Source organism: Rugamonas sp. GW822-FHT03B10 (assembly GCF_058801745.1).
The window spans coordinates 234,215-251,367 of the sequence record NZ_JBXANP010000003.1 but is presented as its reverse complement, the minus strand read 5'-3'; the positions used below and the strand labels follow the sequence as shown (position 1 = coordinate 251,367).

Genomic DNA, 17,153 nt, shown 5'->3' with positions numbered 1-17,153 from the left:
GCTTTTTCAGGCGGCGAGCGCCTGGCCGCCGGCTGGCGTCGAGAGCGCATCCGCCGGCACGGCCACCGGCACCGACACGGCCACCGTCGTGCCCGCGCCATGCTCGCCGCCGCTGATGGCGCAGCGCCCGCCCAGCAGGCCGATGCGCTCCTCGATGCCGACCAGGCCGAACGAGCCCGGTTTGTTGCGCACGCCGGGCCCGATGCCGACGCCGTTGTCGCTGATCGTCATGGTCAGCACGCCGTCGCGCTGGCGCAGGGCGACCCGCACGGCGCTGGCGCGCGCATGCTGCAGCACGTTGCTGAGCGACTCTTGTAGCACGCGGAAGAAAGCGGTGGCGCACAGATCGTCCACCGTGATCTCATCCTCGACGTCCAGCTCGCACGCCACGCCGGCATGCTGGCGGAACTGGTCGATCTGCCATTCGACGGCCGCGTTCAGGCCCAGGTCCAGCACGGCGGGGCGCAGGTCGTTGATGATGTGGCGCACGCTGCGGATGGTGCGGTCGATCTGGCCCAGCGTGGTGCGCGCGCGCGCGTGCAGGCGCGGGTGGCGCTGGCGCGTGCGCGCGGCCAGCAGGTCGGCCTCGATGCGCAGCACCAGCAGGTTCTGGCCCAGGTCGTCGTGGATTTCGCGCGCGATGCGCTTGCGTTCGAGCTCCTTGATCCGGTCGGCGTGCGCGGCCAGGCGGCGCAGCTGGTGATGCGAGCGTTGCAGGCTGGCCTGGCTGTCGCGCAGTTCGCGCGTCATGCCCTTGGCCATGCGCACGGCTTGCCGGCGCGACGTGGCCAGCGTGTGGAACAGCACGTACAGCAGCAGCGTGACCAGGCCGCCCGCGCCGAACGCCAGCCAGGGCAGGTAGCGGTCCACGCGCGAATGCCAGGCCGCCTTCGCCGCGCTGAATCGCGCCTGCCACAGGCGCCCGCCGCAGTCCACCGCCAGCGTGGTGGCGAACCGATCGCGCGCCGGCTCGCCGCCGGGACCGTGCGCCGGGCTGGTGAACAACAGGTCGTCGGGCACCGTGCGCGGACGGGGCTCGTCCAGCGCGCCGGCGTCGTACAGCGCCAGGTGCAGATCGTGGCCGCCGATCTCGTCGAGCGCCGCCTGCACCAGCCGGCGCACGCTGAAGCCGATGCCGACCGAGCCGAGGTAGGCGGCGCGGCGCCGGGTGACGCTGTCGAGCGCCATGTCGCGGCGGTAGACGGGCATGCGCATGGCCAGCTTGGCGCGGCCCGGCTGGCCCGGCACGACGATCAGCTGGCCGGACGTGGTGGGCGCGCCCGTGTCGCGCGAATGGGCCAGCGCCTGGGCCACGGCCGGGCGCGCGGCGATGTCCACGCCCAGCTTGTCGCCATACTGCTCGACCGGCTCGATCAGCGTGATGATGGCGTAGTCGGGGCGCCGCGCCGGCGCGGCGGTGGGGAACGCCGGGTAGCCGTCGGACGGTTTGGCGCGCATGGTCCGTTCAAAGCGGTCGCGCTGGTCGTCGGTCACATAACGGGCGAAGTTGATGTTGTCGATGCTGGCGAATTCCTGCGGCAGGTTGAGGCCGGCGACGTAGCGGTGGAAACTGGCGCGGTCCACGCTGTCGGCCGCCTGGAAGAAGCTGGCCGCGCCGCGCAGCACGTCGGTGTAGGCCCGCACCCGCGCGGTGATGGCGTACTGGGCGTTGCGGGCCTGGTTCTGGAAGCGCTGGTGGGCGTCATGCTCGATCGACAGCGTCGTGACGACGTACAGCGCCAATCCCACGGCCAGCGACAGCAGCGCGCCCGTCCACCACACGGACGCGGCGTGGGACAGCCAGTTCTTGTGCGCTCGGTTGGTAGGCATGGGGTTTTGCGCTGGACTATTCCTGGTCAATGGAAATGGGCCCGGAGCATGGCATGGCGGCCTGGTCGGCGGGGGAAGAATGTTGCCTGATTTATAAGCCGCCGCCTATGCACAGTCAAGCAATTTTGTTAAATGACTATTTGTCCTATGCAAAGTGGGGCGACGTTTGCTGTCGCGCGCGCATAAAAAAAACCGCCCGAAGGCGGTTTCCAGGGGCGGCGCCGGCTTACTTGGCGGCCCAGCTGTCCTTCAGCGTGACGATGCGGTTGAACACCGGCTTGCCCGGCGTGGAATCGACGCGGTCGGCCACGAAATAGCCGTGGCGCTCGAACTGGAAGCGCTGGTCGGGCTGGGCCGCCGTCATGCCCGGCTCCAGGTAGGCCGTGATCACTTCCTTGGCGTTCGGGTTGAGCGCCTGCATGAAGTCCTTGCCGCCGCCGTCCGGCTGCGGGTCGGTGAACAGGCGGTCGTACAGCCGCACTTCCGCTTCCAGCGCGGTGGCGGCCGACACCCAGTGGATGTTGCCCTTGACCTTGTAGTTGTCCGAACCGGGCGTGCCCGATTTACTGTCGGGGAAGTAGTTGACGTGGACGGCCGTCACTTTGCCGTTCTCGTCCTTGTCGTAGCCCGTGCATTCGGTCACATAGCCGTGGCGCAGGCGCACGCGGCTGCCCGGCGCGTCGCCGATCGGCGGGTAGTAGCGGAAGTAACCCTTGCTCGGCGTTTCCATGAAGTCCTCCTCCTCGATCCACAGTTCGCGCGTGATGGGGAAGCTGCGCACGCCCATCTCCGGGTGGTGCGGGTGGACAGGCGAGCTGCATTGCTCGCTGGCGCCGGCGTCGAAGTTGTCGATGATCAGTTTGAGCGGGCGCAGCACGGCCGTGGCGCGCGGCGCCTTGGGGTCCAGGTCTTCACGCAGGCAGCCTTCGAGCGTGCTCATGTCGATCCAGCCGTCGGACTTGGTCACGCCGATGCGTTCGCAGAACAGCTGGATCGCCTCGGGCGTGTAGCCACGGCGGCGCAGGCCGACGATGGTGGGCATGCGCGGATCGTCCCAGCCGTCCACGATCTTCTCATCGACCAGCTGGCGCAGCTTGCGCTTGCTGGTGATCACATAGGTCAGGTTCAGGCGCGAGAACTCGTACTGGCGCGGCACCGGCTGCTGGAAGAAGCCGCCTTCGGCCAGCGTGGCCAGCAGCCAGTCGTAGAACGGGCGGTGGTCCTGGAATTCCAGCGTGCAGATCGAATGGGTGATCTGCTCCAGCGCGTCCGAGATCGGGTGCGTGTAGTCGTACATCGGGTAGATGCACCAGGCGTCGCCGGTGCGCACGTGGTGCGCGTGGCGGATGCGGTAGATGGCCGGGTCGCGCATGTTCATGTTGGGCGAGGCCATCGCGTCGTCGCTGGTCTTGGCGCGCAGGATGTGGGCGCCGTCCGGGAATTTACCGGCGCGCATGTCGCGGAACAGTTGCAGCGATTCTTCGCGCGGGCGGTCGCGGAACGGCGAGTTCTTGCCCGGCGTGCTGAAGTTGCCGCGGTTGGTGGCCATGTCCTCGGCGCTCTGGCTGTCCACGTAGGCGTGGCCCGAGGTGATCAGGTATTCGGCCATCGCGTACAGCTGCTCGAAGTAGTCGCTGGCGTAGTGCAGGTGGTGCTCGGTGCCTTGCGGGCCTTGGTGGTCCCAGGTGAAGCCGAGCCACTTGACGCTGTCGATGATGGTGTCGACGTATTCCTGTTCTTCCTTCTCGGGATTGGTGTCGTCAAAGCGCAAATGGCAGCGGCCCTGGTAGTCGCGCGCCAGGCCGAAGTTCAGGCAGATCGACTTGGCGTGGCCCACGTGCAGGTAGCCGTTCGGCTCGGGCGGGAAACGGGTGATCACGGACGGCAGGCCGTCGCGCACGTGGGTGCCGGCCGCCAGGTCCGATTCGACGATGGCGCGCAGGAAGTTGGAGGCCAGTGCCGGCGCGGTGCTGTTTTTATCGTTGCTCATCTGAAAAGTTGCTTTGCAAAGGGTCGAGTAGCGGGCATTTTACCGTATCGCTCCCCCGTGCAGCGGGATTTGCCGCGGCGCGCCATCGAAATGGATGAATTGGCAAGATTGCGACAACGGACAGGGCGCGGACGGGCCGTTTTGCGCGCCGATGGCGGCGCAATGGCGGCCGGATCCCACCCGAAGCGGGCCCGGAGCGGGCTCAAAGCGGCACGCGCGGGGCCGATCTATAGGATAATTCGTGTTTAATGTTTATGGCATTCGGCCCGGAGAATTTCCCAAATGGAAAATTTATACAATGTGCTCGGTGTCGCGCCCAACGCCACGGACGATGAAATCAAGAAGGTCTACCGCTCGCTGGCCATGCGTTTCCACCCCGACCGCAACCAGGCGCCCGGTGCGGAAGCGCGGTTCAAGAGCATCACCAAGGCGTACGAAATCCTGTCCGACCCGGTCAAGCGCGAAGAATACAACCAGAGCGTGAACCACCGCATCATCATCGACCCGGAGGCGGAGGCCTACCAGCTGTGGCGCTCGGTCTTCAACATGCACGGCACCACGCTGCCGGCGGCCTGACGCCCGCAGCGGTAGTCGCGGCCACGGCGCCGCGGCCCGCCGTTTTTCGCCAGCCATTCCAGATCAGTAGTACAGAACGAAAGTAATCCATGAGAAAAGTACACCCCGAATTTGCCTATCAGTCGCGCGAACTGGGCGGCCAGATCGAAGGCATTCTGGGCGACCCGCCCGATCACAAGAACTACAAGAACATGGTCGATGCCCTGGTGTCCGAGTACGCCAGCGGCGGCGGCATCGAGGATGTGAACATGCTGGCCTTCGCGCTGGTCGACCACATCGAGTTTTCCAACCCCAAGGGCTTGCTGGCCGAGGCGGAAGACTATGAATTCGGCGACCCGTCGCGCGTGTTCGCCATGGCCTCGTGCCCGGGCGAGCAGGCGGCCAAGATGTACGCGGCGCTGGAGGAGAGCTTCCCCGAGCTGGCGCGCCAGGCCATCATCACCGCCTTCCTGTACAAGAACCCGCGCAAGTGGGACGACGACGACCAGTCGCTGGAGCAGTTGTCGGCGAACGACGACGGCGACGACGACGAGTACGAGGAAGACCAGGCGAGCGACGACTTCGCCCAAATGTTCGATCAGGAAGGAGAGTGACCATGTCGGAAAAAAGCAATCTGCCCGCGCTGCGCAAGCAGGTGACGGAACTGGTGCTGGCCGGCTCGCTGGGCCACGCCGAGCAAGCGTTTGCCGATGCGGCCGACCAGTACGGCGATCTGGCCGTGGTGGACGTGCTGCAGGACTTGCCGCCGCAGGTGACGGCGCTGCACATGGCCGGCTTTGACGGCGGCAAGATGTCGCTGGCCACCCTGCTGGTGCCGCCCAAGGCCTGGGCCGACAGCCTGGCCTTCTTCGCCGCCACCTGGCCGGACGACCTGATCGAGGACGATCCCGAACGCATCGCCGAGTCGCTGTTCGCGCACGTGCACGGCGTGGTGTTCGCTAACGACGACGAGGACCGCCGCAACGCGCTGCTGTCGGAGGCCTCGGCCACCGACTGGGGCTCGACCGTGTTCGCCATCCTGTTCTCGATGGCGCCCAAGGAAATCCTGGAAGTGGCCGGCGAGATCATCTCCAAGGGCCCTTATCTGACGGGCCAGACCTCGTCCGACAACGACGTGGTGCCGCTGGCCGTGGCGCTGGCGCAGGCGTCCGAGGATGGCTGGGACCGCGCGCTGTTCGAACTGTTCCCGGAATTCCGCCACAGCGCCGACCTGGCCGACGCCGAATTCAGCGACGACCCGGACGAGGACCCCAAGCACCTGCAGCGCTCCACCAAGGAATTGCTGTACCGCTTGCGCAAACAAGTGCCGTCGACCCGCAGCGCACCCAAGCCGGGCGCACGCCGCAGCCTGGGCACCGGCATTTTCTCGTGATGGAAGCCTGATCCATGCTGCCAGCCATTGTTGTAGAAAACCTGCCGCGCCTCACGCGCGCCATCAAGCAACTGGCGTCGGACAATCGTCCCGACGCCGCCGTCAACCTGGCCGACGAGCTGACGGGCATCACAGCCATGGTGGCCGAGAAGTTCACCAACGACCGCACGGCCGATGGCATCCAGAAGGCGCTGCAGCTGACCGTGGGCGGCGTCTCGCTGGGCCTGGACAGCGTGCTGCGGCACGAGGGCGACCAGGCCGCGCTGGACTTCCTGGTCGAGCACGGGGCCGAGCACGCGTTCCAGGCGGGTTTCCGCCTGATCCGCGAACTGGCCGCGCTGCCCGAGGATGCGCTGGTGGGCGAGTACGACCAGGATCCCGTGTATGCGCAGCGCCGTCTGCGTGAACTGTTCATCGACATCTGCCAGGCCGACCCGAACCAGAACTGGTCCGGTTACGAGCGTTACGCCTTGCAGCTCAAGCAGCGCAAGGAGGCGCAAGCGATCGTGCGGCTGGCGTCCTGGCTGCGCCGCCACAACAGCGAAGGGCCGGTCAACGACACCGACCTGAATGCGGAAGGTGTGATCGCGCTGGCCATCATCTTCGCCGTCGAAGGCGGGGGCAGGGTGGTGGCGCGCACGGGGCAGAAGGAGTTCGAGCGCTTCGTCAAGGCGGTGCGCAAGAACAAGCCGGACTTCGAGGAAGGCTGGGCCGCGCTGGTGGCCGCCGTGCCGGTGCAGCACCACCCGGTGCTGCTCGATCGCATCGAGAGCTACCGCAACACCTGCACGGTGCTGCAGCATATCCGTGGCCGCACGGCCATGAAGACGCTGTTCTCGGAACTGGAAAACTACGCCGGCTCCGAACTGGATGCCGATTACGCCTGATCGGCAGTCCAGCCGCTTCTGGGGCGGCTCCTGAAGTCGCCACATTAAATTCGTCGTTCCCGCCTGCGCGGGAACGACGATGCTCGCCGCTTAACTTTGCGGTCAATGTCTGTCCCTTGACTCCTCCTGCGCCGCCGCCAGCGCCAGCGCCACGAACGCTTCCACCAGCGGCGACGTCTCATCCTTGCGCTGCGCCAGCAGCAGCGTGGTGATGGCCTCCCGTTCCGCCAGCGCGCGGTAGCACACGCCTTCCATCCGTATGCTGTTGAACGAGCCGGGCAGAATCGAGATGCCGCAGCCGGCCGCCACCAGCCCGATGATGGACGACACCTCGCCCGCCTCCATCGCGATCTGCGGTTCGAATCCCGCCGCCCGGCACAGGCGCAGAATCTGGTGGTAGATGCCGGTGCCCGCAGTGGGCGGATACATCACGAACGGCAACCCTTGCAACTCGCGCGCAGCCACCACCTCGCGCTGCGCCAGTGGATGCCCGACCGGCAGCACCAGCAACAGCGGGTCCTTGCGCAAGATGGTCATCCGCACCGCCTCCAGCACCGCCACCTCGGGCGGGCGCACGAAACCCAGGTCCAGCGTGCGCGCGGGCAGCGCTTCGATCTGGGGCAGGGTGGCCATTTCATGCAGGGTCAGCGTGACGCCCGGATAGCGCTGGCGGTAGCGGTTGATGACGGTGGCGAACAGCGGCGTGAACGGGGTGGAGAAGGTGAAGCCGATGCGCAGTTCGCCCGCCTCGCCGCGCTGGGCCCGGCGCGCCGTCTGCATCGCCTGCTCGGACAGGGCCAGCACGCGGCGCGCATCGTCGAGGAACAGCTTGCCCGCTTCCGTGAGGCGCACCCAGCGCTTGCTGCGCTCGAGCAGGCGAGCGCCCACTTCCGCTTCGAGCGCCTGAATCTGCTGGCTCAGCGGTGGCTGGCCGATGTGCAGGCGCTGCGCCGCGCGCGTGAAACTGAGTTCCTCGGCGACGGCGACGAAGTAGCGCAGGTGGCGGAGTTCCATGTTCAGTAATCGTTTCTATGTATTAGTAACGTCTTAAATATATATTGGACGATATGAATGAGCAATCCTAAGATGAAGACATTGTTCCAGCTCAAGGCCATCATGTCCGCCTCCGCTTCCGCCTCTCCCCGCATCGCCGCCGGCACGCCAGCGTTCCGGCGCACCAACCGGGCGCTGTTCTTCGGCGGCTTTTCGACGTTCGCGCTGTTGTATTGCGTGCAACCTCTGATGCCGGTGCTGTCGCACCAGTTTGCGCTCACTCCGGCGCAAAGCAGTCTGGTGCTGTCGATCTCGACGGCGGCGCTGGCGTTTTCGCTGCTGCTGTCGAGCGCGCTGTCGGAACGGCTGGGCCGCAAGCCGATGATGGTGACGGCGATGGCGCTGGCGGCCGCGCTCACCGTGCTGTGCGCGCTGGCCCGCAATTATCCGCAACTGCTGGCGCTGCGCGCCGCGCTGGGACTGGTGCTGGGCGGCATGCCGGCCGTCGCCATGGCGTATCTGGGCGAGGAAATCGAACCGGCTTCGCTCGGCCTGTCCATGGGGTTGTACATCAGCGGCAGCGCGTTTGGCGGCATGAGCGGGCGCTTGCTCACGTCGTTGCTCAGCGACTATTTCTCGTGGCGGGTGGCGCTGGCCGTGATGGGCGTGGCCGGCCTGCTGGCGGCCTGGGATTTCTGGCGCAGCCTGCCCGCGTCGCGCCATTTCACGCCCGCGCGCGGCGGCTGGCGCGCCATGCGTGATGGCTGCCGCCTGCACCTGACGGACGCCGGCTTGCCGCTGCTGTTCGCGCTGGCCTTCCTGCTGATGGGCAGCTTCGTCAGCGTGTACAACTACATCGGCTACCGGCTGCTGGCCGCGCCGTATGGCCTCAGTCAGACGGCGGTCGGCTTGATTTCCTTGCTGTATTTGCTCGGCATCTACAGTTCCATCTGGGCCGGCAGGCTGGCGGACCGGCTGGGGCGGCGCGGCGTGTTGTGGCGCGTGCTGGCGCTGATGCTGGCGGGCCTGCTGCTGACGCTGTCGCATGCGCTGCCGGTGATCGTGGCCGGCGTGGCGCTGTTCTCGTTCGGCTTCTTCGCCACCCATTCCGTGGCCAGCAGCTGGGTCGGGCGGCGCGCCGCCGCGCCGCGGGCGCTGGCATCGGCGCTGTACCTGTTCTTCTACTATTTCGGCTCCAGCGTGGTCGGCTCGGCCACCGGCATGGTGTGGGCGCGGGGCGGCTGGCCGGGCGTGGTGGCCGTGCTGGGCGCGGCGCTCTGCGTGGCGATGCTGATCGCGCTGCGATTGCGCCAGTTGACGCCGGTGGCGCCGGCCACGCCGGCCCTGGCGCCGGGCTGAACGGGGCGCGACGGTGCGCTAGCGCGGGCAGTTGGTGTAGGCTTTGCGCCCATCCTCGTATTGCGTGAAGCAATACGTGCCCAGTGCCGTCATGATCTTGTAGACGCGCGTCTTGCTGTCCGGCTGGCTCAGTTCCACCATCCTCGCACCTTCATACCACTTGGGGCCGACGGCGTCGTGCGCGGCGCTGATGCCGCGCGCCAGTCGGGCCTGCATGCTGTCCGGCGGAGTCTCATTTCCCCGTGTTGGAAATTCCTTGCGCAATTGCCGGTCGATGCCGGCGATGTCGCGCCGTGCGCGGCTCATGATGTCGGCCGCACTGGGCCGGGCGGGACCGAAATCCGGCTCCGGCGGCAGTTGCTCGGGCGGCGTGATCGCCTGTGGCTGGACTGGCGTTGTTGGCGGCGTGGTCGCGGCGGGCCGTTCTGGCTGGTTGGGCGCGGGCGAGCTCGTCACCGCAGCGGCCGGGCGGGACGCGGCGCGCGGCGGCACGCGTTGCACCGCAGCTGGGCGCGGCGCGAGCGGCAACAACCATTGGATGGCAGGGCGCGTGTGGGCCAGGCGGCTGGCGGGCTGGTCGGGTAGTTGGCGCCACATGGCGACCAGCAATGCGATATGGATAAGCGCTGTCAGCAACAAGCCGGGCCAGTGGCGGGCAGCGCGCGATGCGAGGTCGTCCATGCTAAACGAGTGGATGGAAGAGGTTGGGCATGGTAACTTAATTTTTCGATATGGTTTTTGTTTTTACCAAGTTTTTACAAGGTACTGTCAGGTTGGCCCCGGCAGCCCGACCAAGAGGACATATCGTACAAATCGGAGACAGCATGAAACCGTTGATCTTGAGCCTGAGCATCATGGTTGCGCTGAGCGTCGCGCCAGTTTTGGCCGCCAATAGTTGCAGTGCCCGCAGCCCCGCCTACCGGGTCGCGCTGCTGGAGCTGTACACCTCGGAAGGTTGCAGCAGCTGTCCGCCGGCCGACCAGTACGTGAGCGGCCTGCGGGCGGCGGGCGTGACGCCGGAGCAGGCCGTGCTGCTGGCGCTGCACGTCGATTATTGGAACTACATCGGCTGGAAAGACCCGTTCTCGCACGCGGCCTACAGCGCGCGCCAGCGCTGGCTGACGGATCTGGCCGGCTCACGCACCGTCTACACGCCGGAATTGTTTGTGGCGGGGCAGGAGCTGCGCGGTGGCGTGGACCGCTGGACGGGTGGCGTGCCGGCCGCCGTCAAGCGCATTAACGGGCAGGCGGCGCAGGCCGACATCCGCATCACGCTGGGGCAGGCCGGTGCGGCGGGCTTGCCGGTTGAAGTCAGCGCCAGCGCGGCCCGCGACGGCAAGCTGTACGTGGCGCTGGTGGAAAGCGGACTGGCGAGCAAGGTGACGGCCGGTGAAAACGGCGGCCGCCTGTTGCGCCACGATCATGTGGTGCGCACCTGGCTGGCGCCGCTGCCCTTGTCGTCCGGCGACAAGGCGGGCAGCAATGTGGCGCTCGTCAAGCGCACGCTGCCGCTGCCACCGGGCGCGGCGCCGGGCAGGCTGGCGGTGAGCGCCTTCGTCCAGTCGGAGCGCGGCGAGGTGCTGCAGGCGCTGTCCTTGCCCGTGTGCGGAAACTGAGGCCATAGCGCGAACCGTTGCCGCCGTGCTTGTGCTGGCTCAAGCGGCACGAGGGAACCGGGCCGCCCGGTTGCCCATCCAACGGTGACGTGCGCACGGTGCGCGCGATCTGACTTGGAGGAAACCATCATGCTGCAAGCGAATGAGATCCAACGGCGGTTCAGCAGTGTGGAACATGCGATCGGGCAGGCGTCGCAAGCCTGTTCGGCCGAGCGCAACGTGCCGGGCGAACTGCGCGACTGCATCGAGCGCCTGGACAAGCAGGCCGACATGGCCAAGGACGTGATCCAGTCCAACGACGAGGGGCGTATCCGTCAAATGGTGGACGACCTGGAACAACTGGGCGACCGCGCCAAGCGCGTGTGCAGCAGCGGCGCCGACCTGACGCCGCAGATGAAAAGCGCGGTCAACCACATGCACCACGAATTGTCGGCGCTGAAGCACCAGTTGCATTAGCATCGCGGCGCAGAAGGGTCTGACCTTTGGGTCTGACCCTGGTTTGTCGTCCTGCGCCGTCGCACGGCCGGGCAAACCACCGCGCAGTGCAAGGACAGAGCCTAGGGTCCGCCCCTGAATTCGCCGCGCCCGCGCAAGCATGGTAAGGTTGAAACAACAGTCTTTTTCAAGGCAATTACCATGTGGCCATATCCCAAAATCGTCGCGCACCGGGGCGGCGGCACGCTCGCGCCGGAAAACACCATCGCCGCCCTGCGCTGCGGCCTAGCCTACGGCTTCCGGGCCGTGGAATTCGACGTGATGCTGTCGCGTGACGGCATCGGCGTGGTCATGCATGACGAGCAATTCGGCCGCACGGTGCCCGGCCTCGGCAGCGTGCCCGCGACGGACGCGGCCGACCTCGCAAGCATGGACGCGGGAAGCTGGTTCGGACCGGAATTCCGGGGCGAGCCGGTGCCCACGTTTGCCCAGTTCGTCGACTACTGCCGGGCGCAGCGCATCTGGATGAACATCGAGATCAAGCCGGCGGCGGGCTTCGAGGCGGCCACCGGGCGCTGGGTGGCCGAGGCCACGCGCGACAAATTCACCGATGCGCTGGCCGCCGGCGACCCGGCCGGGTTGCCGCTGCTGTCCTCGTTCAGCATGACGGCGCTGGCCGCCGCCCGCGACGCCGTGCCGGCCTTGCCGCGCGGTTGCCTGTTCGACACCGTGCCCGCCGACTGGCAAGCCCAGGCCGCCGCGCTGGGCGCGGTCGCCATCCACACCAACCACCAGCACCTGACGCCGGCGCTGGCGCAGGCCGTCAAACAGGCGGGGCTGGGGCTGTTCTGCTACACCGTCAACACCCCGGAGCGGGCGCGCGAAATCCTGGCCTGGGGCGTGGATGGCTTCTGCACCGACCGCATCGACCTGATCGGCCCGGCGTTCGCCTGAGCGTGCCGCCGGACCCGCCTAGAGGCCGGCGCCAACACCGGCGGGTATTTACCGGCCATTTCTTCACGTATAATCAACCCTTTGCACCTGCCAGCCACCTCTGCCAACCGACATGAAATCATCTGAAATCCGCGACAAATTCCTCAAGTTCTTTGAATCCAAGGGTCACTCGATCGTCCGTTCCAGTCCATTGGTGCCTGGCAACGACCCGACCATGTTGTTGACCAACAGCGGCATGGTGCAATTCAAGGACGTGTTCCTTGGTCTCGACACGCGCCCGTACTCGCGCGCGACCACCGTGCAGCGCTGCGTGCGCGCCGGCGGCAAACACAACGACCTGGAAAACGTGGGCTACACGGCCCGCCACCACACGTTCTTTGAAATGCTGGGCAATTTCAGCTTCGGCGACTATTTCAAGCGCGACGCGATCAACTACGCCTGGGAACTGCTGACCAAGGTCTACCAGCTGCCAGCCGACAAGCTGACCGTCACCGTCTACTTCGAGGACGACGAGGCCTACGACATCTGGGCCAACGAGATCGGCGTGCCGAAAGAGCGCATCATCCGCATCGGCGACAACAAGGGTTCGCGCTACGCGTCGGACAACTTCTGGCAGATGGCCGACATCGGCCCTTGCGGCCCGTGCACGGAAATCTTCTACGACCACGGTCCGGACATATGGGGCGGCCCTCCGGGTTCGCCTGAGGAAGACGGCGACCGCTTCATCGAAATCTGGAACCTGGTGTTCATGCAGTTCAACCGCGACGAAGCGGGCAACATGAACAAGCTGCCCAAGCCGTGCGTGGACACCGGCATGGGCCTGGAGCGCCTGGCCGCCGTGCTGCAGCACGTGCACAGCAACTACGAGATCGACCTGTTCCAGAACCTGATCAAGGCCGCCGCGCGCGAAACCGGCGCCACCGATCTGGAATCGAAGTCGCTGCGCGTGATCGCCGACCACATCCGCGCCGCCGCCTTCCTGATCGTCGACGGCATCATCCCGAGCTCGGAAGGCCACGGCTACGTGCTGCGCCGCATCATCCGCCGCGCGCTGCGCCACGGCCACAAGCTGGGCCAGGCCAAGCCATTCTTCTACAAGCTGGTGGCCGACCTCAACATCGAGATGGGCGCGGCCTATCCGGAACTGACGGAAGCCATGGAGCGCGTGGCCCAGACGCTGAAAGCCGAGGAAGAGCGTTTCGGCGAGACGCTGGAACACGGCATGAAGATCCTGGAGGCGGAACTGGCCAAGGATGCGAGCAAGCTCGACGGCGGCACCGCCTTCACGCTGTACGACACCTACGGCTTCCCGCTGGACCTGACGGCCGACATCTGCCGCGAACGCAATGTGACGCTGGATGAGGCAGGATTCCACGCGGCGATGGAAAACCAGAAGAAGATCGCGCGCGCGGCCGGCAAATTCAAGATGGCCGCCAACGTCGAATACAGCGGCGAGAAGAACAAGTTCGTCGGCTACGACCAGCTGCAACACAATTCGAAGGTGATCGCACTGTACGCCAACGGCGCGCCGGTGACGGAGCTGAAAGCGGGCGAGCAGGGCATCGTGGTGCTCGACACCACGCCGTTCTACGCCGAGTCGGGCGGCCAGGTCGGCGACCAGGGCTTGATCCAGGGCGCGACCGCCAAGTTCGAAGTGGAAGACACGCTGAAGATCCAGGCCGATGTGTTCGGTCACCACGGCGTGCTGGCCTCCGGCGTGCTGAAGGTGGGCGACGCCGTGGGCGCGGAAGTGGACCAGCATCTGCGCGGCCGCACCATCCGCAACCACTCGGCCACCCACCTGATGCACAAGGCCCTGCGCGAAGTGCTCGGCGGCCACGTGGCGCAGAAAGGTTCGCTGGTCGACCCGGACAAGGCCCGCTTCGACTTCAGCCACAACGCACCCGTGACGGCCGAGCAGATCGCGCAAGTGGAAGCCATCGTCAACCGCGAAATCCTGGCCAACGTGGCCACCCAGTCGCACAACATGTCGTTCGACGACGCCGTCAAGCATGGCGCCATGGCGCTGTTCGGCGAGAAGTACGGCGACGTGGTGCGCGTGATGGACATCGGCTCGTCCAAAGAGCTGTGCGGCGGCGTGCACGTGCACCGCACGGGCGACATCGGCCTGTTCAAGATCGTGGCCGAAGGCGGCGTGGCGGCCGGTATCCGCCGTATCGAGGCGGTGACGGGCGAGGGCGCGCTGGCGCTGGTGCAATCGATGAACCGTCGCCTGCTCGACGCGGCGGCGGCCCTGAAGGCCACCCCGGACGAGCTGACGGCCCGCATCGTGCAGATGCAGGACAACGCCAAGGCGCTGGAGAAGGAACTGGCGGCCCTGAAATCGAAACTGGCCGCCGGCCAGGGCGATGAACTGGCCACCCAGGCGGTGGACGTGAACGGCATCAAGGTGCTGGCCGCGACCCTGGACGGCGCCGACGTGGCCGGCCTGCGCGAAACCATGGACAAGCTCAAGGACAAGCTGAAGACGGCCGCCATCGTGCTGGCCAGCGTGGCCGACGGCAAGGTCAGCCTGATCGCCGGCGTGACGGCCGACGCCACGTCCAAGGTCAAGGCGGGCGAGCTGGTCAACTTTGTGGCCCAGCAGGTGGGCGGCAAAGGCGGCGGACGCCCCGATATGGCGCAGGCGGGCGGCACCGATGCTGCGGCGCTGCCGGGGGCGCTTGCGGGCGTTGCAGCATGGGTGGCACAACGGGCATAATGCGCGCTGATGCGGCCTGCGCCCCGGTGCAGGCCGTTACCACGCTGAATTTCTCGTTGTGCACTTACAACGGTATATGAACTATTTTGGTGCAGCGCGTCAAACGCACTATTTTGGGGTAGTATGTCTGAAACCAGCGGAACATTTGGAAGCGGGATCGCGATGACTGACACACTACTTGACAACGAAATCATGGAATTTCACAAAGAGCTCGACGCGCGGGGCCTCAATTGCCCGCTGCCGATCCTGAAAGCCAAGAAGGCACTGGCCGAGCTGCAAAGTGGTGAGGTTTTGCGTATCATGGCGACGGATCCCGGCTCGGTGCGTGATTTCCAGGCCTTCGCCAAGCAGACCGGCAACGCCTTGCTGTCGCATGTGCAGAATGGCCGCGAGTTCGTGTTCTTGATGCGTCGTAAGTAATTCGTTGTATCCTATGCAAGCGGGGCAGCCATCACGTCCCGTTGCTTACTCCCCCGGAAATGTTTCGGCAGTAAATGTCTTTTTTAGGTGTTTTGTACTAGCAAAAAATCGCACGATCGTGCTTAAATTTCGTTTAGGTGGAAAATTTCTCTTATAATCTTCCCCTACTTAGGTTCCGTTATTCTATTTTTTTCCCAAAGGCACAGCTATGAAAGTCTTGGTACCCGTCAAACGCGTGGTCGACTATAACGTCAAAGTGCGCGTCAAGTCCGACGGCAGCGGCGTCGATATCGCCAACGTCAAAATGTCGATGAACCCATTCGACGAGATCGCTATCGAAGAGGCCGTGCGCCTGAAGGAAGCGGGCAAAGTCACCGAAGTGGTGGCCGTGTCGTGCGGCGTGGCCCAGTGCCAGGAAACCCTGCGTACCGGCATGGCCATCGGCGCCGACCGTGGCATCCTGGTGGAGACGGGCGTTGAGCTGGAACCGCTGGGCGTGGCCAAGCTGCTCAAGGCGCTGGCCGACAAGGAACAGCCACAGCTGATCATCCTGGGCAAGCAAGCCATCGACGACGACTCCAACCAGACCGGCCAGATGCTGGCTGCCCTGCTGGGCTGGCCGCAAGCCACCTTCGCCTCGAAAGTGGTGCTGGAAGACGGCAAAGCCATCGTCACCCGTGAAGTGGACGGCGGCCTGGAAACCCTGTCGCTGACCCTGCCGGCCATCGTCACCACCGACCTGCGCCTGAACGAGCCGCGCTACGTCACGCTGCCGAACATCATGAAGGCCAAGAAGAAGCCACTGGACACCGTCAAGCCGGAAGACCTGGGCGTGGACGTGGCACCGCGTCTGAAGACCCTGAAAGTGGCCGAGCCAGCCAAGCGTTCGGCCGGCATCAAGGTTCCGGACGTCGCCACCCTGGTCGCAAAACTGCGCACCGAAGCCAAAGTCATCTAAGCGCGGCCTGGCCGTTCACATTTTTGAGGAAGAATCATGGTCGCATTAGTCATCGCTGAACACGACAACGCTAGCCTGAAAGGCAGCACCCACCACACCGTCACCGCAGCCGCCCAGTGCGGTGGCGACGTGCACGTCCTGGTCGCCGGCGCCAACGCCGGCGCGGCAGCCGCCGCCGCCGCGCAGATCGCCGGCGTATCGAAAGTGCTCCTGGCCGACGCGCCGCACTTCGCCGACGGCCTGGCCGAAAACGTGGCCGAGCAAGTGCTGGCCCTGGCCGGCGCCTACAGCCACATCCTGGCCCCCGCCACCGCCTACGGCAAGAACATCGCCCCACGCGTGGCCGCCAAGCTGGACGTGGCCCAGATCTCGGAAATCACCAAGGTCGATTCGCCCGACACCTTCGAGCGTCCGATCTACGCCGGTAACGCCATCGCCACCGTGCAATCGGGCGACAAGGTCAAAGTCATCACCGTGCGCACCACCGGCTTCGACGCCGCCGCCGCCACCGGCGGTTCGGCCGCCACCGAAACCGTGGCCGCCGTCGGCGACCTGGGCAAGTCGGCCTTCGTCGGCCGCGAACTGGCCAAGTCGGACCGTCCTGAGCTGACCGCCGCCAAAGTCATCGTCTCCGGTGGCCGTGGCATGGGTTCGGGCGAAGCGTTCAAGATCCTGGAACCGCTGGCCGACAAGCTGGGCGCCGCCATGGGCGCTTCGCGCGCCGCCGTCGACGCCGGCTACGTGCCGAACGACTGGCAAGTGGGCCAGACCGGCAAGATCGTCGCGCCTACCCTGTACATCGCCGTCGGTATCTCGGGCGCCATCCAGCACTTGGCTGGTATGAAGGACTCGAAGACCATCGTCGCCATCAACAAGGATCCGGAAGCCCCGATCTTCTCGGTGGCCGATTACGGCATCGTTGGCGACCTGTTCGAAGTGGTACCGCAACTGGTCGCAGAACTGGGCTGATCGATTTAGCGCCTAGATGAATTACAGGCCACGCTGGTTCCGGCACAATCGCCGAACCACCGTGGCTTTTTT

Annotated in this window: 16 protein-coding genes; 12 read left to right on the top strand and 4 right to left on the bottom strand. The window is 65.9% G+C overall.

Annotation, left to right across the window (positions count from 1 at the left end; translation table 11 throughout):
- Positions 1-6: 6 nt before the first annotated feature.
- Both AC1RQG_RS07080 and AC1RQG_RS07075 read right to left on the bottom strand, forming a co-directional pair.
- Complete coding sequence (locus tag AC1RQG_RS07080; protein WP_493129725.1) at positions 7-1,830, bottom strand: CHASE domain-containing protein; 1,824 nt, start codon at positions 1,828-1,830, stop codon at positions 7-9.
- Between the two features lie 226 nt (positions 1,831-2,056).
- On the bottom strand, positions 2,057-3,820 hold the full coding sequence (locus AC1RQG_RS07075) for a glutamine--tRNA ligase/YqeY domain fusion protein (RefSeq protein ID WP_493129723.1): 1,764 nt from the start codon (positions 3,818-3,820) through the stop codon (positions 2,057-2,059).
- Positions 3,821-4,102: 282 nt separating this feature from the next.
- Between AC1RQG_RS07075 and AC1RQG_RS07070 the strand changes: the two genes are divergently transcribed.
- From AC1RQG_RS07070 to AC1RQG_RS07055, 4 genes are all read left to right on the top strand, one after another.
- The gene (locus AC1RQG_RS07070) at positions 4,103-4,396 is read left to right on the top strand and encodes a DnaJ domain-containing protein (RefSeq protein ID WP_493129721.1); all 294 of its coding nucleotides are present in this window, start codon (positions 4,103-4,105) and stop codon (positions 4,394-4,396) included.
- An 89-nt stretch (positions 4,397-4,485) separates the two neighbouring features.
- Positions 4,486-4,989, top strand: coding sequence for a hypothetical protein (locus AC1RQG_RS07065; protein WP_493129720.1), 504 nt, complete (start codon positions 4,486-4,488; stop codon positions 4,987-4,989).
- 2 nt (positions 4,990-4,991) lie between these two features.
- Positions 4,992-5,768: a hypothetical protein gene (locus AC1RQG_RS07060; RefSeq protein WP_493129718.1), complete on the top strand. Its 777-nt coding sequence runs from the start codon at positions 4,992-4,994 to the stop codon at positions 5,766-5,768.
- A 14-nt stretch (positions 5,769-5,782) separates the two neighbouring features.
- Complete coding sequence (locus tag AC1RQG_RS07055) at positions 5,783-6,655, top strand: hypothetical protein (RefSeq protein WP_493129716.1); 873 nt, start codon at positions 5,783-5,785, stop codon at positions 6,653-6,655.
- 102 nt (positions 6,656-6,757) lie between these two features.
- On the opposite strand, the gene AC1RQG_RS07050 is transcribed toward AC1RQG_RS07055, so the two are convergent.
- Positions 6,758-7,669 carry a LysR substrate-binding domain-containing protein gene (locus AC1RQG_RS07050; RefSeq protein ID WP_493129714.1) on the bottom strand — a complete coding sequence of 304 codons (912 nt, stop codon included), beginning with the start codon at positions 7,667-7,669 and terminating at the stop codon, positions 6,758-6,760.
- Between the two features lie 102 nt (positions 7,670-7,771).
- Here AC1RQG_RS07050 and AC1RQG_RS07045 point away from each other — a divergent pair, with 102 nt between their 5' ends.
- Positions 7,772-9,007 (top strand): MFS transporter, encoded by a 1,236-nt coding sequence (locus AC1RQG_RS07045; protein ID WP_493130026.1) that lies wholly within the window; start codon positions 7,772-7,774, stop codon positions 9,005-9,007.
- 18 nt (positions 9,008-9,025) lie between these two features.
- Here AC1RQG_RS07045 and AC1RQG_RS07040 read toward each other — a convergent pair whose 3' ends face one another.
- Positions 9,026-9,688, bottom strand: a complete 663-nt coding sequence (locus AC1RQG_RS07040) for a hypothetical protein (RefSeq protein ID WP_493129712.1) — start codon at positions 9,686-9,688, stop codon at positions 9,026-9,028.
- Between the two features lie 143 nt (positions 9,689-9,831).
- Here AC1RQG_RS07040 and AC1RQG_RS07035 point away from each other — a divergent pair, with 143 nt between their 5' ends.
- The 7 genes from AC1RQG_RS07035 to AC1RQG_RS07005 all read left to right on the top strand — a co-directional run bounded on the left by AC1RQG_RS07035 (position 9,832) and on the right by AC1RQG_RS07005 (position 17,081).
- Positions 9,832-10,623 (top strand): DUF1223 domain-containing protein, encoded by a 792-nt coding sequence (locus AC1RQG_RS07035; protein WP_493129711.1) that lies wholly within the window; start codon positions 9,832-9,834, stop codon positions 10,621-10,623.
- Between the two features lie 129 nt (positions 10,624-10,752).
- Complete coding sequence (locus AC1RQG_RS07030; protein ID WP_493129709.1) at positions 10,753-11,079, top strand: hypothetical protein; 327 nt, start codon at positions 10,753-10,755, stop codon at positions 11,077-11,079.
- A 180-nt stretch (positions 11,080-11,259) separates the two neighbouring features.
- Complete coding sequence (gene ugpQ / locus AC1RQG_RS07025; RefSeq protein ID WP_493129707.1) at positions 11,260-12,012, top strand: glycerophosphodiester phosphodiesterase; 753 nt, start codon at positions 11,260-11,262, stop codon at positions 12,010-12,012.
- Between the two features lie 112 nt (positions 12,013-12,124).
- The gene (gene alaS / locus AC1RQG_RS07020) at positions 12,125-14,734 is read left to right on the top strand and encodes an alanine--tRNA ligase (protein WP_493129705.1); all 2,610 of its coding nucleotides are present in this window, start codon (positions 12,125-12,127) and stop codon (positions 14,732-14,734) included.
- 192 nt (positions 14,735-14,926) lie between these two features.
- Complete coding sequence (locus AC1RQG_RS07015; RefSeq protein WP_182156115.1) at positions 14,927-15,154, top strand: sulfurtransferase TusA family protein; 228 nt, start codon at positions 14,927-14,929, stop codon at positions 15,152-15,154.
- Positions 15,155-15,362: 208 nt separating this feature from the next.
- Positions 15,363-16,112 (top strand): electron transfer flavoprotein subunit beta/FixA family protein, encoded by a 750-nt coding sequence (locus AC1RQG_RS07010; protein WP_493129703.1) that lies wholly within the window; start codon positions 15,363-15,365, stop codon positions 16,110-16,112.
- Positions 16,113-16,148: 36 nt separating this feature from the next.
- A complete protein-coding gene (locus AC1RQG_RS07005) occupies positions 16,149-17,081 on the top strand; it encodes an electron transfer flavoprotein subunit alpha/FixB family protein (protein ID WP_493129701.1) in 933 nt (310 codons plus the stop codon).
- Positions 17,082-17,153: the final 72 nt, after the last annotated feature.

Coding starts and splice junctions, on each gene's coding strand:
- AC1RQG_RS07080 (WP_493129725.1), bottom strand. CDS start 1,830: ATGCCTACCAACCGAGCGCACAAGAACTGGCTGTCCCACGCCGCGTCC.
- AC1RQG_RS07075 (WP_493129723.1), bottom strand. CDS start 3,820: ATGAGCAACGATAAAAACAGCACCGCGCCGGCACTGGCCTCCAACTTC.
- AC1RQG_RS07070 (WP_493129721.1), top strand. CDS start 4,103: ATGGAAAATTTATACAATGTGCTCGGTGTCGCGCCCAACGCCACGGAC.
- AC1RQG_RS07065 (WP_493129720.1), top strand. CDS start 4,486: ATGAGAAAAGTACACCCCGAATTTGCCTATCAGTCGCGCGAACTGGGC.
- AC1RQG_RS07060 (WP_493129718.1), top strand. CDS start 4,992: ATGTCGGAAAAAAGCAATCTGCCCGCGCTGCGCAAGCAGGTGACGGAA.
- AC1RQG_RS07055 (WP_493129716.1), top strand. CDS start 5,783: ATGCTGCCAGCCATTGTTGTAGAAAACCTGCCGCGCCTCACGCGCGCC.
- AC1RQG_RS07050 (WP_493129714.1), bottom strand. CDS start 7,669: ATGGAACTCCGCCACCTGCGCTACTTCGTCGCCGTCGCCGAGGAACTC.
- AC1RQG_RS07045 (WP_493130026.1), top strand. CDS start 7,772: ATGTCCGCCTCCGCTTCCGCCTCTCCCCGCATCGCCGCCGGCACGCCA.
- AC1RQG_RS07040 (WP_493129712.1), bottom strand. CDS start 9,688: ATGGACGACCTCGCATCGCGCGCTGCCCGCCACTGGCCCGGCTTGTTG.
- AC1RQG_RS07035 (WP_493129711.1), top strand. CDS start 9,832: ATGAAACCGTTGATCTTGAGCCTGAGCATCATGGTTGCGCTGAGCGTC.
- AC1RQG_RS07030 (WP_493129709.1), top strand. CDS start 10,753: ATGCTGCAAGCGAATGAGATCCAACGGCGGTTCAGCAGTGTGGAACAT.
- ugpQ (WP_493129707.1), top strand. CDS start 11,260: ATGTGGCCATATCCCAAAATCGTCGCGCACCGGGGCGGCGGCACGCTC.
- alaS (WP_493129705.1), top strand. CDS start 12,125: ATGAAATCATCTGAAATCCGCGACAAATTCCTCAAGTTCTTTGAATCC.
- AC1RQG_RS07015 (WP_182156115.1), top strand. CDS start 14,927: ATGGAATTTCACAAAGAGCTCGACGCGCGGGGCCTCAATTGCCCGCTG.
- AC1RQG_RS07010 (WP_493129703.1), top strand. CDS start 15,363: ATGAAAGTCTTGGTACCCGTCAAACGCGTGGTCGACTATAACGTCAAA.
- AC1RQG_RS07005 (WP_493129701.1), top strand. CDS start 16,149: ATGGTCGCATTAGTCATCGCTGAACACGACAACGCTAGCCTGAAAGGC.